This window comes from Bilifractor sp. LCP19S3_H10 (genome assembly GCF_052119185.1).
Lineage (GTDB): Bacteria > Bacillota > Clostridia > Lachnospirales > Lachnospiraceae > Bilifractor.
Genome location: NZ_JBQKFT010000005.1, coordinates 160,830 through 175,050 on the forward strand (window position 1 = coordinate 160,830; position 14,221 = coordinate 175,050).

Sequence of the window (14,221 nt, forward strand, 5' to 3'; positions counted from 1 at the left end):
TTCCAGCTCGTTTAAACTATGAGAAATTTGTTGACGCGTTAATAGGCGGCTTTTTTGAAACTATTTCTGCGCTCTTTTCATCTAATATATGAATGGATATTCAGGAAGACCGAAAGGAAAGAGGAACGTTCAACGCCGGAAAAGAGGCCCTTGGAAACGGCGATATGATTTCGGGAAGACATATATTCTAAAGGAGCTTTCATTTGGAACAACTGGTTAGAAGAGCAATAAATGGAGATACAGATGCGTTTCTTGAACTGATGGATCAGAATACGCAGATCATGTATAAGACAGCCTGGTCGGTTCTGCGGAATAATGAGGATGCATCGGATGCGGTCGCGGAGACCATTCTGACGTGCTTCGAAAAAATATACACGCTGAAGAATCCGGCGGTTTTTCGTACCTGGATGATTCGAATCCTCCTGAATCATTGTTACGCGATTATCCGGGATCAGGCCCACTACGACAGAAGTGGAGAAATTCCCGAGAAAACAGAAATGTAGAACTGGGAGGAAAATGAAGGGGATTCGTTTAGGGAACTGATACAGGGAGTCGATGAGAAATATGGGATGATTCTTACACTTTATTATGCGGATGAACTGATGATTCGTGAAATTGCGGAAGTACTCAGACTGAACGAGAATACCGTGAAGACGCGGCTTGTAAGAGGTAGAGCGGCGGGGCTGTGCATGCAGTCCCGCTGTTTTCGGATGCGTGAGTGGTTTTGCCAGTGCATTTATCCGGCCTTTCCGGTCTTGACAGGATGCTGTTTTTCCTTCAAAATGAGCATCGTTCGCTTGCAAAATCATTATGAGGAGCCCGGGAGCCGAAGAGCCCGGGACTTCTGATATCGAGAGAAGAATACGTTCTAGAGATTGAGGTGCTGACTCGAAATTGAGGTGCTTAATCGTTATCCTTAAGAGAAGGAAGATAGGAATTTCATATGAGATTATTACTGATCAGACATGGTGACCCGGATTATGTACATGATACGCTGACGGAAAAGGGAGACCGGGAGGCGGAACTTCTGGCCGATCTTCTTGCCGGAGAAGAGATTGATGATATTTATATGTCCCCCATGGGCAGGGCACAGAAAACTGCCTCATATACTCTGGAAAAGCTTGGGGAAAATGGAAAAACAATGGAATGGCTGCATGAATTTGAGTGCAGGATGGATATCAACTATTCGGATGTACTCAGGAAAGCATATCCGGACGCGCGGAAACTGGAAGACGGGACTCTTGCGCGTGGAATTCCGTGGGACATGCTTCCTTCGTCACTGATGCAGGATCCGGCTTATCTGGATCCCGAAAAATGGAGGGAGACTCTTGTGGCGCAGAACAGCAATATGACGGAGGTCTACGACTGGGTGACCGGGGAGCTGGATCGTCTGCTTGAAGGATACGGATACCGGAGAGAAAACGGCTGCTACCATGTGAGTAAAGAATCGAGAAAGACCGTGGCGCTATTCTGCCACTTCGGGGTCAGCTGCGTACTGCTGTCACATCTGTGGAACTGTTCGCCGTTCATTCCCTGGCATTTCCTTTGCATGCAGCCTTCATCTGTGACGGAGCTCGTGACGGAGGAAAGAGAATCTTGTACGGCGATCTTCCGCGCGCTGAGGATCGGAGATATCTCACACCTGAAGGCGGGTCACGAGGAGCCTTCTTTCATGGGACGCTTTTGTGAGGTTTATTCGGACATGTCGCAGAGACACTGAAGATGCCGGCGGCACGGAAACTGCAGCGGGTCACAATGCTTTTAAAGGGTGAATGGCAACCGGATTGTTAATTCCTTACCCGTCAGTCATGAATAATCATGAATGTGTGAACCGCAAATGCGAAAAGTTTTAATCAGACAGATGCGAAACGTTTCATTCGGGCCTTGACAATCGTAACGATCTGTCATATGATAATTGTCGTGTATAAATTCTATATCAGCTTTTCAGGTGAGACCTCAGAAGGGGTCTGAGAGGGAACCAGGTGGAAGGCCTGGACGATCCGGTCACTGTATACGGGGAGCGAGATGCGAATGCCATTGTATGTCCGCACATATGAGAAGGCGCATGAAACGTTGATCCGTGAGTCAGGAAACCTGCCTGAGAGGTTATAGGTTAAAGCTTCCGAGCAAAGCTTTCATTTTATGAAGATATGGAATGTCTGAACGAGTAATCACTCCGCCAGAGACCTTGAGCAGGATTTATGCATGGTTTTACGGCAGGGTGAGATTCTTCAGAGCACGCCAATGTTTTATCGTACCATTTCCTCCGCAACAGATGGCTGACGATTTTCCGCAGAACAGAAGCTGTTCTGGAGTTCCCGCCCCTCTTGTGACAGACAAGACAGAGATGAGATAACAGATTCCGGCCGAGACCTCGTTTCGGAGCTTTTGCCTCCTGCAGCAGAGAAAACTGAGGATACCGGGTTGAGATGACAATACGCCTTTGCAAGGGCGTTTTTTTTGTGCGTTTATGGGCGGTCAGGATCCGCTTGACAAAAGAAAACTTCCTTATTATGATTAACGTTAAATATGAAAAGACTGTGACGAAGAGGAGTACGCACAACGGCACCGACAGAGAGGACTTCAGCTGCTGAGAGAGGTCCGGGTTTTCCCTGTGCGGAAGGTAGCTTCTGAGTCGGAATCCTGAGGACGCGGAAAAGCATTCCGTCATGTCGCCAGGGATTCCCGCCTGATCCCCGTTAACGGATAGAATGAGGCATATATGATTCTGCTTTCGCGGATACATATGTGAAGCAAGGTGGTACCGCGATATGATCGCCCTTTGCACGATGTGTGCAGGGGGCTTTTATTTTTTCGCTTTTCCAAAAGGCAGAGGAGGATTTTTTTCATGAGTAAGGAACTTGCCAAAACCTACGATCCGAAGGGCATTGAGGACCGTATTTACCAGAACTGGATGGACAAGGGATATTTTCACGCGAAGGTGAACCCGGACAAAAAACCGTTCACCATCGTTATGCCGCCGCCAAATGTAACCGGTCAGCTGCACATGGGACATGCACTGGACAATACGATGCAGGACATCCTGATCCGCTACAAGAGAATGCAGGGATATGAGGCACTCTGGCAGCCGGGTACCGACCACGCGGCCATTGCGACCGAGGTAAAGGTCACAAATATGCTGAAGGATAAGGGCATTGACAAACGCGAGATCGGCCGCGAGGAATTCCTGAAATACTGCTGGCAGTGGAAGGATAACTATGGAAGTCGGATCATGAAACAGCTGCGTAAGCTCGGATCCTCCGCTGACTGGGAGAGAGAACGCTTTACGATGGATGAGGGCTGCTCAAAAGCGGTTGAGGAGGTTTTCTGTCGCCTTTATGAGAAGGGCTGGATCTATAAGGGAAGCCGTATCATTAACTGGTGTCCGAAGTGTCAGACCTCTCTGTCAGACGCAGAAGTAGAACATGTGGATCAGGACGGATTCTTCTGGCACATCAATTATCCGATCGTGGGTGAAGAGGGAAGATTTGTCGAGATCGCGACGACACGTCCGGAGACGCTTCTGGGCGATACCGCGGTTGCCGTAAATCCGGATGATGAGAGATATAAGGATCTGGTCGGCAAGATGCTGAAGCTGCCGCTGACTGATCGCGAGATTCCGGTTATTGCGGATGAATATGTGGATAAGGAATTTGGAACCGGCTGTGTAAAGATCACTCCCGCTCATGATCCGAATGACTTCGAGGTAGGTAAACGTCACAATCTCGAGGAAATCAACATTCTGAATGATGATGCAACCATGAATGAGAAGTGCGGAAAATATGCGGGTATGGACCGTTATGTGGCGAGAAAGGCTATTGTAAAGGATCTGGAGGACCTGGGACTTCTGGTCAAGGTCGTTCCGCACACGCATTCTGTAGGTACGCATGACAGGTGCCATACAACCGTCGAGCCGATGGTCAAGCCTCAGTGGTTTGTCCGGATGAAGGAGATGGGACAGGCTGCGCTGGCTGCGCTGAACAGCGGCGATCTGCAGTTCGTTCCGGAGAGCTATGGCAAGACCTATACACACTGGCTGGAGAACATCAAGGACTGGTGTATCTCCCGGCAGCTGTGGTGGGGACACAGAATTCCGGCCTATTACTGCGAGGACTGCGGAGAAATGGTTGTACAGCGCGGCGGAGCGCCTGCAAAATGCCCGAAGTGCGGAGGAACGCATTTCCGTCAGGAGGAGGATACGCTGGATACCTGGTTCTCGTCCGCGCTCTGGCCGTTCTCTACGCTTGGCTGGCCGGACAAGACGCCGGAGCTGGAGTATTTCTATCCGACAGATGTGCTGGTGACCGGGTATGACATCATCTTCTTCTGGGTTATCCGGATGGTGTTTTCTGCAATTGAGCAGACCGGGAAGGTTCCCTTCCATCATGTGCTGATTCACGGTCTTGTCCGTGATTCGCAGGGAAGAAAAATGAGCAAGTCCCTTGGAAACGGCATTGATCCGATCGAGGTGATTGACAAGTACGGCGCGGACGCGCTGCGTCTGACGCTCATGACCGGAAACGCTCCGGGTAATGACATGCGTTTCTACTGGGAGAAGGTTGAGGCGAGCCGGAACTTTGCAAACAAGGTATGGAATGCTTCGAGATTTATCATGATGAACCTCGGCGATACGGAGGTTCCGAAGGAAATGGATCCTGCAAGGCTGGATTACGCTTCCCGGTGGATTCTCTCGAAGGCGAATACCCTCGCGAAGGATGTCACGGAGAACATGGACAAGTATGAGCTTGGAATTGCGGTTCAGAAGGTCTATGATTTTATCTGGGAGGAGTTCTGCGACTGGTACATCGAGATGTCCAAGCCGGTGCTCTACAGTGAGAACGAAGACGAGAAGCTTCCGGTTCTCTGGACGCTGAAGACCGTTCTTTCGGAGGCGCTGAAGCTTCTGCATCCGTTCATGCCGTTCATCACGGAAGAAATCTACTGTACATTGAATCCGGACGAGGAATCTGTGATGATCTCTCCGTGGCCGGTCTATAGGGAAGAATACCATTTTGAAGAGGAAGAGTCAGCTGTCGAGCTGATGAAGGAGGCGGTTCGCAGAATTCGTGACGTGCGCAGCTCTCATAACGTGCCGCCGAGCAAGAAGGCAAATGTCTTCATCGTTTCCGGTGAGGAGGATGTGCTGAAGAAGTTCAGAGAGGCAGAGTCGTTCTTCGGAACACTTGCTCATGCGGAGAGCGTTTCTCTTCAGAAGACGAAGGAGAATATCGATGACGATGCCTTTTCGGCGATCATACCGGGTGCGGTGATTTACATCCCGTTTGCGGATCTGATCGATATCGACAAGGAGAGAGAGCGTCTGACTAAGGAAAGAGAACGTCTGACGAAGGAAATTGCCCGCTCGAACGGAATGCTTGGAAACGAAAAATTCCTTCAGAAGGCTCCGGAGAAGAAGGTGCAGGAGGAGCGGGATAAGCTTGAAAATTACAGACAGATGATGGCTCAGGTGGAAGAGCGTCTGGCTCAGCTGGAGAAGAACTGAGAGCAGACGGAGCTGGAGAAAAAGAAAGATGAAGAGAATCGTGTTCGGACAGAAGGATAACTGCGACGGGAATGACACAGAATGTTTGAACGGGAGGAAAAAGAGGGCGGACCTGAAATACTGGGTCCGTCTGATGAACCGTTTCTCGGTGCCGTTCCAGGCATTGTGGTGCTGCATCCTTTATTTTATCATGGAGCTGATCTCCAGGCGTTCGTTTATTGGCGCGTGGAAATACATGACAGGAAGTCCTCTTGTCTTTCTGTACAACGCGTTTCTGATCTTTACGACGATGTCGGTGGCATTTCTGTTCCGCAGGCGCGTCTGGGTGCGGGTATTTGTGTCTGGCTTCTGGTTTGTACTGAGTCTGGCGAACGGAATTATTCTGTCAAACCGCGTCACGCCTTTTACGGGACAGGATCTGAAGCTCCTCGCAGACGCGAAGAAGGTCGTAACGGAGTATATTCCGCCGGTTCTGTTCGGCCTGATGATGGCCGGACTGGCGGCAGGGATTTTCTTCCTGATCCGCTATTTCTTTAAGGCACCGAAATACCAGGGAAAACGCAACTGGTTTGTGGATGTTGTCATCGTCGGCGCAAGTATTGCCCTTTTTGCGGGTGCTACCGAGATGGGTATCCACACAAGAATCCTTTCCAGTTATTTCGGAAACCTTGCCATGTCGTATCAGAACTATGGCTTCCCTTACTGCTTCTCGGTCACTGTTTTTGATACCGGAATGAACCGGCCGAACGGATATTCCGAGAAGCTGATCAGCTATATCGAGAAGGATGAGGATGAAAAGCTTCCCGATTCCGATACGGAGGGAGCAGCGGACACCAATCTCGTTTTTCTTCAGCTGGAGTCCTTTTTTGATCCGGAGACTGTGACAGGTCTGAAGATTTCTGAGGACCCGATCCCATATTTCCATAAGCTGCAGAAGAAATACTCTTCCGGTATGCTGAAGGTGCCGGTCGTTGGTGCCGGAACTGTAAACACAGAATTTGAGGCGATCACCGGCATGAGCCTGTCTTATTTTGGGGCCGGTGAGTATCCCTACAAGACGGTCTTGAAAAAGGAAACCGTAGAGAGTATTCCCTTCGATCTCAAGAGAGTCGGATACAGTACGCATGCCATTCATAATAATGAGGCGACCTTTTACGGGAGAAACACGGTTTATCCGAATCTCGGCTTTGACACCTTCACCTCCGAAGAATACATGCCGGATATCACCGACGTGACGGAAACCGGATGGGTCAAGGACCATATTCTGACGGCGGAAATCATGAAGGCGCTGAAGTCGACGGAAGGAGCGGACTATGTATACACCGTATCCGTGCAGGGACACGGGGATTATCCGACAGAGCCCGTGATCAGTGATCCGGAAATCACTGTGACCGGAGCGGAGAAGAAAGAGCAGAACGATTATTCGTGGGAATATTACTGTGAGCAGATTCATGAGATGGATCAGTTCGTCCATGAGCTTACGGATACGCTTCAGAATTTTGATGAGCCGGTTGTTCTGGTGATGTACGGAGATCATCTGCCGACGATGGGACTGAAGGAAAGTGATGTGAAGGGATGGAATCTTTACCGAACACCCTATATCATCTGGGATAACATGGGCCTGAAGAAGAAAAACAAGAATCTGGCAGCCTACCAGATCGGAGCCGAGGTCCTGAAGAGACTCGGGCTGTACGACGGAACTCTGGTCAGATACCATGAGTCGGAGCGTGGAGACAGGTTCTACCAGAGCAATCTAGAGGTTATGCAGTACGATATGCTGTATGGAGAGAGGTACGTCTATAACGGAACGAGCCCGTTCGCACCGACCGATATGAAGATGGGTACTGAGCCGATTCGTGTGGAGCGGATCGTGAAGTCCGGAACCAATGAGGAACCGCTTTATTACGTTTATGGACAGAACTTCACAGCGGCCAGCAGACTTGCGGTGAATGGTGACATAGTGAAGGATACGGTCTGTGTCAGCAACGGCCTGCTTCTTGCGCAGGGACTAGAGCTGAAAGGCACGGATGAGATCAGTGTTGTCCAGAAGAGTGATACTTCGAATGAGATCCTGTCGGAAACGGATGAAAAACCGCTCGCATTATACCTTGAAAAGGGAGAGGCAACCAAAAATTGACATACAATGAAACAGTAGATTATATTGAAAGCATCCCGAAATTTACCACCAAGACGTCTCTTGATCACACACGACGCATTCTGGACAGGCTCGGACACCCGGAAGAGGGAATGAAGATTATACACGTGGCCGGGACAAACGGTAAGGGCAGTGTGTGCGCCTATTTGAATTCTATGCTGATGGAGGGTGGGTATAAGGTCGGACTTTTCACCTCTCCGCATCTGATCCGGATCAATGAGAGATACCAGATCAACGGAGAAACGGTGAGTGATGATCTGTTTACAGAGGCTTTTGACAAAGTGATGGCAGCGGTGAAGCTGACCATGGCGGAGGGGGATACTCATCCGACCTACTTTGAGACCTTATTCCTGATGGGCCTTATGATTTTCCGGGAAAAACAGGTAGATTATACGATCCTTGAGGTCGGAATGGGAGGCAGGCTGGATGCGACAAATGTGATCCGGCATCCCCTCGCATCCATCATTACATCGATCAGCCTGGACCACACGGAGTATCTCGGGGATACAATCCCGGAGATCGCTTTTGAGAAGGCGGGGATTATCAAGGAGGGCGCACCGGTAATCTTTGACGGACATGATGGGGAAGCTTCCGAAGTGATCCGGAAGCGCGCAGAGGAACTTGGAGCGCCCTGCTATGAGCTGACACCTGCCATGTACCATGCGGTGCGTACAACGAAGGAAGGAGTCACTTTTGATTTCACGCCGGATGACACTGTTGCTGTTCGCCTCAGAATTCCACAGATCGCGGAGTATCAGATGATGAACGCCTCGCTCGCATTTTTCACGATGAAACTTCTGGAGAAGGTACATGGGATACCGGAGGAAAAACTGGCGACAGGCCTTTACCGGATGAAATGGCCCTGCCGGATGGAGACGGTGCTTCCGGATGTCATCATTGACGGCGCACACAATGCGGACGGAATTGCCGAATTTGTCAGAACAGTGGAACATTTTCATAAGGATCAGGAGATCACACTGCTGTTTTCCTGTGTCCGGGACAAGAGATACCAGGACATGATCCGGGAACTGGTGGAGGGAATTCACCCTGACCGCGTCATTACGACCCGGATCTCCGGCAGCCGTGAAGTTTCCGAGGATGAACTTGCTGAGCTGTTTCGGAATGATGGAGCGGTGGCGGTTTTCTCGGAGCCTTCACCAGAGCGGGCTCTTGATCTGGCCCTTGTCCTGAAGGAGGATGGTATGCTGTTCTGCGTCGGTTCGCTGTATCTGGCGGGAGAACTGAAGGCTTATCTGAACGCTGAAAAGCGAAACTGAGGGTTTATCTGAACGCGGCAAAGAGAAACTGAGGGCTTATCCGAACGGAGCAAAGAGGAACGGAAGGTTTATCTGAACGCTGCAAGGAGAAACGGAAGGTTTCCTGGATGCGACGAAGTAAAACAGGAGAAAACGCCGGAGTTCACACACGAAAGGAGCAGGTTCTGTATGCTGGATTATGACGAGGAACTGAAAAAGTTTAAGCCGAGTCTTGATGTGGAGAATGTTGAGAATGCGATAAAAAATCAGGATCTGACAGACATTGTCGATCTTCTCAGAGAACTGGAACTCAATCATAGGAATTCTTCGAAGACAGAAAAGGAGTCATGAATGGTTTTCGGCCAAGATATAGCGGAGCAGCTGTCGAGAAGCTATTACAATCAGGGACTTGATATGGCCCAGATCCGTGACCTTTCCGGCGCGGTTGATAAGCTTCGTATCAGCCTGCAGTTTAACAAGAATAATATCCAGGCCAGAAATCTTCTCGGGCTGGTATATTATGAGACAGGGGAGGCGGTTTCCGCCCTGAGTGAATGGGTTATCAGCGCCAATCTCCGACCTGCAGGAAACGATGCTGCTTACTTTATTCAGAATCTGCGGTCGGATCCGAAGCACCTGGAACAGCTGAATCAGACAATTCGTCAGTACAATGAGGCGCTGAGATCCTGCCGGGAGGGAAACGATGATATCGCGGCGGTTGAGCTTCGAAAAATTGTCAGCCGCAATCCGAAGCTCGTCAGCGCTTATCTCCTTCTGGCACTGATTGAGATCAAGGATGGAAAGTATTCTCACGCGCGAAGGATGCTGAAGCGGGTGCTTCGCATCGACAGGGTCAATCCGTCCGCGCTTCGTTACCTCAGGGAGATTGATGAGGCGACGGGCACAACGACGACAATGGACATTCGGACCCGCGACAGAAGAAGAGGCAGAAAGAAGAATGAGAATCCGGACGAGGATCTGCAGCAGAACGCCGCAGTCAGGCAGGCTGCATTTCGTGAGAGGCCGGCGTATCTGACACTGGTAAATGTACTGTTTGGTGTTCTGATTGGCATCGCGGGAGCGGCCTTTGTGGTCGGTCCGGCTGTCCGGAAGAGCCTCAGTGAGTCGACAAATTCCAGGATCACGGAATATACAACGACGATCGCCGCGCAGCAGAGCAAAATCAATGATCTTCAGCAGCAGGTTGATGATTCAACCAGCTCGGTGAGTTCAGCGAAGGATCAGGTCGCCGATCTTCAGTCGACGGAGCAGTCCTATGACAATCTGCTTCAGGCGTATGTGGATTATCAGAACGGGGATTACGAGTCTGCCGGAGACGCTTTCGCAAAGGTGGACAATTCCCTGCTTTCAACAGAGGCGAGTGAGATCTATGACTCAATTAAGTCTGATCTTCAGAGCCAGGCATACAGCTCCTATGTGACGCAGGGGCAGACTGCTTTTTATCAGGAAAACTGGAAAGATGCGGTTTCGTATCTTGAGAAGGCACTGGCGCTGACCGATTCCTCGGATGCTGCCGATAACTACGAGGTAATGAATCTCCTTGCACAGGCCTACGCGAAAAACGGGGACACGGACAAGGCAATCGCTGAATATCAGGCGATCATCGACGCGAATCCGGACACGCGGAGGGCGGAATACGCGGAGTATGCCATTACCGAGCTTGGCGGAACCTATACGACACCCGGTTCCGGCACTGGACAGAGCGGAGCGGCTGCGAATACGGCAGGTACAGCAGAGAATACTGCGGGCACCGCCGGCGCGGCAGACACGGCAGGGACGCAGAACAACGGATACGCCGACGCGGACGGCGACGGTATAGCGGATGATGAGGGAACAGACGGAACCGGTAATGGAGCAGGCGCCGGAACAGCCGGAACGGGTACAGGTGCAGATGGTGATACCGCCGGAACAGATACAGGAGCAGATGTGGGAACAGCAGGAGCAGCTAACGGGCTCAATCAGTCAGGCTGGGGAGGCTGAAGGGAGAATACGCACACACATGAATAATGAAGCAATAGTTGAAATCCAGAGGATTGTCGGCGCAGATAACGCATTCCGCGAGGAACCGATGTCACGGCATACGACCTTCCGGATCGGCGGCCCGGCGGATTTGATGGTCTGTCCGACGTCAGGCGAGGCGGTGGCAGAAACCGTCAGATTCTGCCGGGGTCAGGAGATTCCATGGTTTATCATCGGCAACGGGAGCAATCTTCTGGTCAGCGATGAGGGATACCGGGGTGTGATCATCCGGATTGATCAGAATCTGCAGCACGTCCACACAGAGGGAAGTATAATCCACGCGGAAGCGGGAATCCTTTTGTCCAGACTGGCGGCAGAGGCGAGAGATCACTCGCTTGCTGGGCTGGAATTCGCATCCGGCATACCGGGAACGCTCGGGGGAGCCTGCACGATGAATGCGGGGGCCTACGGGGGAGAGATGAAGAATGTTCTGAAATCTGTGACCGTTCTTGATGAGAATCTGGAGGTTCGCGTTGTCACGGTCGGGGATCTGGATCTCGGTTATCGTCACAGCAGGATCATGGATCGGAGATGGATCGTTCTGGAGGCGGAGGTCTCGCTTACAGAGGGTGACAGAGAGCAAATCACCGCAAGGATGAACGAACTTCGGGATGCGCGCGTAACGAAACAGCCACTGGAGTATCCGAGTGCCGGCAGCACCTTCAAAAGGCCGGAGGGATATTTTGCCGGAAAACTGATCATGGACGCAGGACTGTGCGGTTTCCGGGTAGGAGGCGCACAGGTTTCGGAGAAGCACTGCGGTTTTGTGATCAATCGTGATCACGCGACGGCAGAGGACGTGAGGGAACTGATTGGTCAGGTTCAGAGGCGCGTCTGGGATAAATTTCAGGTGCATCTGGAGCCGGAGGTCCGTTTCCTGGGATTCCGGGACTGAGAACAGAGGGCTGTTTTTTCTTACATCAGCTCCGGATGAAGGCAAAATCCCGTTTTGGGAGCTCATGAGCCTTTGGTCAGTGCGGGAACCGTATTTGGGAGCTCATGAGCCCTTGGTCAGTGCGGGAACCGCGGTTAAGAGCTCATGAGCCCTTGGTCAGTGCGGGAATCGTATTTGGGAGCTTATGAGCCTTTGGTCAGTGTGAGAACCGTATCAGATCTGGATAATTGCAGATCGGAAAGGATGAAGGCAGATGGATGAACTGGAACTTGTTTTTGTAACCGGCATGTCAGGAGCGGGGAAGTCCACCGCTCTGAAAATGCTCGAGGATATGGGATATTTCTGTGTTGATAATCTTCCCGTCTTTCTGATCGGAAAAATGATCGAGCTTACCGTTGACGGAGAAGAGGGCAGGATTCATAAGGTAGCGATGGGAGTCGATATCCGAAGCGGAAGCCTGACGGAGGTTCGCGATGTGCTGCGCGGGCTCCGGGAGAAGGGAATTCGCTACAAGATTCTGTTCCTGGATGCAGATGACAGTACATTGATCAAGCGCTATAAGGAGACGAGGCGAAGCCATCCTCTCGCGAAGGGAGGCAGGGTCGAGACCGGGATCGCCAGGGAAAGGGAGCAGCTGGAAGAACTGAAAAAGGCGGCAGATTATATTCTGGACACGAGTCAGCTTCTCACCAGAGAGCTGAGATCGGAACTGGAGAAGATTTTTGTTGAGGATGAAGATTTCAAGAGTCTCATGGTTACGATCCTGTCCTTTGGATTCAAGTACGGCATCCCGGCCGATTCAGATCTCGTCTTTGATGTAAGGTTTTTGCCGAATCCATACTATGTTCCGGAGTTGAAGCATCTGACCGGAAAGGATCGCGAGGTTCATGATTTTGTCATGAAATACGATGTGTCCAGGCAGTTTATCGCAAAGCTGGTGGACATGGTGCAGTTTCTGATCCCGAATTACATCGAGGAGGGGAAGACGCAGCTTGTAATCGCCGTGGGATGCACCGGCGGCAAGCATCGCTCGGTTACCCTTGCCGAGGAACTGTATCACCGCCTCGACCACTCCGGCGAGTACGGACTTCGAATTGAGCACCGCGACATCGATAAGGATGCCGCGAGAAGGAAATCATGAAATCATGTCTTTTTCCGGAGAGGTAAAAAAAGAACTTATCGGCCAGGCTGGTCCGGCCAGACACTGTCAGATTGCCGAGCTTGCTGCGATTCTGATTTTCTGCGCGACGGTCAGGACGACGGAAGAAGATGATTATCAGATCGTTTTCCGCACGGAGCACATGGATGTCGCGGATAAATATCTGTCGCTGCTGAAGAAAATCTTCCGCATCCGTCCGGAGCTTGTCAGAGTGGAAGATAAGAGGAGAAAAAAGACGGATCTGTACCAGATTATCGTGGAAGACAGGGAGACCGCCGTTCGTATTCTGCAGGCGGTGCGCTTTCTCGATGAGAGGGAACGCATCTCTGACAGTGTGCCGATCAGCCGGCAGGTCATTCTTCAGAGGACCTGCTGCAAGCGGGCATTTATCCGGGGCGCTTTTTTGGCCGGTGGCTCGATCAGCGATCCGAACACGTCATATCACCTGGAAATCGTATGTACCACGGAGGAGCAGGCCGAGGGAGTGCGGGATATCCTGGAGATGCTGGAGGTTGACGCAAGGGTTGTTCAGCGAAAAAAATACAGGGTTGTCTATGTGAAGGATAGTCAGCAGATTTCTGATCTGCTGGGCATGATGGGCGCGAGCGCTTCTCTGCTTGAGTTTGAGAATATCCGGATTGTGCGCGGAGTGCGGGGAAATGTGAACCGTCAGGTCAACTGCGAGACAGCAAATATCCACAAGACGGCCACGGCATCGGCAAAGCAGATAGCGGATATACGGCTGATCGAGGAGCGGATCGGTCTGTCCAATTTACCGGAAGCACTTGACGAAATGGCTAACATTAGGTTACAATATCCGACAGCGACTTTATCTGAGCTTGGAAAGCATCTCAGCTCTCCGGTGGGTAAGTCAGGGGTCAACCACAGATTAAGGAAGATCAGTATCATTGCTGAGGACCTGAGGGAGAAACAAGGAGGCAATTTTCAGGATGATTAAAGATAATGTTACAATTCAGATTTCCAACGGACTTGAGACCAGGCCGATCGCTATGCTGGTTCAGGTGGCAAGTCAGTATGAGAGCAGCATTTATCTTGAGAGCGGTACAAAGAAGGTAAATGCGAAAAGCATCATGGGAATGATGACATTGGGACTGGATAACGGTGAGAATGTGATTGTAACCGCTGACGGCGCAGATGAGCAGGAAGCAATTCAGAACATCCGCAGCTATCTCACACAGGACAAGTGAAACGG

At 51.1% G+C, this 14,221-nt stretch carries 12 protein-coding genes, 1 riboswitch and 1 other annotated feature; all 12 genes read left to right on the forward strand.

The annotated features are described in order from the left end of the window. Nucleotides 1–203: 203 nt before the first annotated feature. The 12 genes from ACTQZS_RS05915 (at nt 204) to ACTQZS_RS05970 (ending at nt 14,216) form a co-directional block, all read left to right on the forward strand. Nucleotides 204–503, forward strand: coding sequence for a sigma factor (locus ACTQZS_RS05915; RefSeq protein WP_441474994.1), 300 nt, complete (start codon nt 204–206; stop codon nt 501–503). 36 nt (nt 504–539) lie between these two features. Then, nucleotides 540–848 carry a sigma factor-like helix-turn-helix DNA-binding protein gene (locus tag ACTQZS_RS05920; RefSeq protein WP_441475038.1) on the forward strand — a complete coding sequence of 103 codons (309 nt, stop codon included), beginning with the start codon at nt 540–542 and terminating at the stop codon, nt 846–848. Nucleotides 849–943: 95 nt separating this feature from the next. Continuing rightward, nucleotides 944–1,720, forward strand: a complete 777-nt coding sequence (locus ACTQZS_RS05925; protein ID WP_441474995.1) for a histidine phosphatase family protein — start codon at nt 944–946, stop codon at nt 1,718–1,720. A gap of 209 nt (nt 1,721–1,929) precedes the next feature. Continuing rightward, nucleotides 1,930–2,116, forward strand: a riboswitch (cobalamin riboswitch). 415 nt (nt 2,117–2,531) lie between these two features. After that, nucleotides 2,532–2,786, forward strand: a binding site (T-box leader). A gap of 62 nt (nt 2,787–2,848) precedes the next feature. Then, nucleotides 2,849–5,503, forward strand: a complete 2,655-nt coding sequence (locus tag ACTQZS_RS05930) for a valine--tRNA ligase (RefSeq protein WP_441474996.1) — start codon at nt 2,849–2,851, stop codon at nt 5,501–5,503. Nucleotides 5,504–5,531: 28 nt separating this feature from the next. Continuing rightward, the gene (locus ACTQZS_RS05935) at nt 5,532–7,640 is read left to right on the forward strand and encodes an LTA synthase family protein (RefSeq protein ID WP_441474997.1); all 2,109 of its coding nucleotides are present in this window, start codon (nt 5,532–5,534) and stop codon (nt 7,638–7,640) included. Then, nucleotides 7,637–8,935 (forward strand): bifunctional folylpolyglutamate synthase/dihydrofolate synthase, encoded by a 1,299-nt coding sequence (locus ACTQZS_RS05940; RefSeq protein WP_441474998.1) that lies wholly within the window; start codon nt 7,637–7,639, stop codon nt 8,933–8,935. The genes ACTQZS_RS05935 and ACTQZS_RS05940 overlap by 4 nt, the downstream gene beginning before the upstream one ends. Before the next feature lie 168 nt (nt 8,936–9,103). Beyond that, nucleotides 9,104–9,265, forward strand: coding sequence for a hypothetical protein (locus ACTQZS_RS05945; protein ID WP_441474999.1), 162 nt, complete (start codon nt 9,104–9,106; stop codon nt 9,263–9,265). Beyond that, nucleotides 9,266–10,915 (forward strand): tetratricopeptide repeat protein, encoded by a 1,650-nt coding sequence (locus ACTQZS_RS05950; RefSeq protein WP_441475000.1) that lies wholly within the window; start codon nt 9,266–9,268, stop codon nt 10,913–10,915. A 19-nt stretch (nt 10,916–10,934) separates the two neighbouring features. Further along, nucleotides 10,935–11,849, forward strand: a complete 915-nt coding sequence (gene murB / locus ACTQZS_RS05955; RefSeq protein ID WP_441475001.1) for a UDP-N-acetylmuramate dehydrogenase — start codon at nt 10,935–10,937, stop codon at nt 11,847–11,849. Between the two features lie 262 nt (nt 11,850–12,111). After that, nucleotides 12,112–12,990 (forward strand): RNase adapter RapZ, encoded by an 879-nt coding sequence (gene rapZ / locus ACTQZS_RS05960; protein WP_441475039.1) that lies wholly within the window; start codon nt 12,112–12,114, stop codon nt 12,988–12,990. Nucleotides 12,991–12,994: 4 nt separating this feature from the next. Next, a complete protein-coding gene (gene whiA, locus ACTQZS_RS05965) occupies nt 12,995–13,966 on the forward strand; it encodes a DNA-binding protein WhiA (protein WP_441475002.1) in 972 nt (323 codons plus the stop codon). Next, the gene (locus ACTQZS_RS05970) at nt 13,959–14,216 is read left to right on the forward strand and encodes an HPr family phosphocarrier protein (protein ID WP_441099898.1); all 258 of its coding nucleotides are present in this window, start codon (nt 13,959–13,961) and stop codon (nt 14,214–14,216) included. Before whiA ends, ACTQZS_RS05970 begins: the two co-directional genes overlap by 8 nt. The last annotated feature ends 5 nt before the right edge of the window (nt 14,217–14,221 follow it).

What these genes read in the sequence shown, in the direction of transcription:
- ACTQZS_RS05950 (WP_441475000.1), top strand. Translation starts at nt 9,266, where the DNA reads ATGGTTTTCGGCCAAGATATAGCGGAGCAGCTGTCGAGAAGCTATTAC.
- ACTQZS_RS05935 (WP_441474997.1), top strand. Translation starts at nt 5,532, where the DNA reads ATGAAGAGAATCGTGTTCGGACAGAAGGATAACTGCGACGGGAATGAC.
- ACTQZS_RS05945 (WP_441474999.1), top strand. Translation starts at nt 9,104, where the DNA reads ATGCTGGATTATGACGAGGAACTGAAAAAGTTTAAGCCGAGTCTTGAT.
- ACTQZS_RS05925 (WP_441474995.1), top strand. Translation starts at nt 944, where the DNA reads ATGAGATTATTACTGATCAGACATGGTGACCCGGATTATGTACATGAT.
- ACTQZS_RS05970 (WP_441099898.1), top strand. Translation starts at nt 13,959, where the DNA reads ATGATTAAAGATAATGTTACAATTCAGATTTCCAACGGACTTGAGACC.
- whiA (WP_441475002.1), top strand. Translation starts at nt 12,995, where the DNA reads ATGTCTTTTTCCGGAGAGGTAAAAAAAGAACTTATCGGCCAGGCTGGT.
- ACTQZS_RS05930 (WP_441474996.1), top strand. Translation starts at nt 2,849, where the DNA reads ATGAGTAAGGAACTTGCCAAAACCTACGATCCGAAGGGCATTGAGGAC.
- murB (WP_441475001.1), top strand. Translation starts at nt 10,935, where the DNA reads ATGAATAATGAAGCAATAGTTGAAATCCAGAGGATTGTCGGCGCAGAT.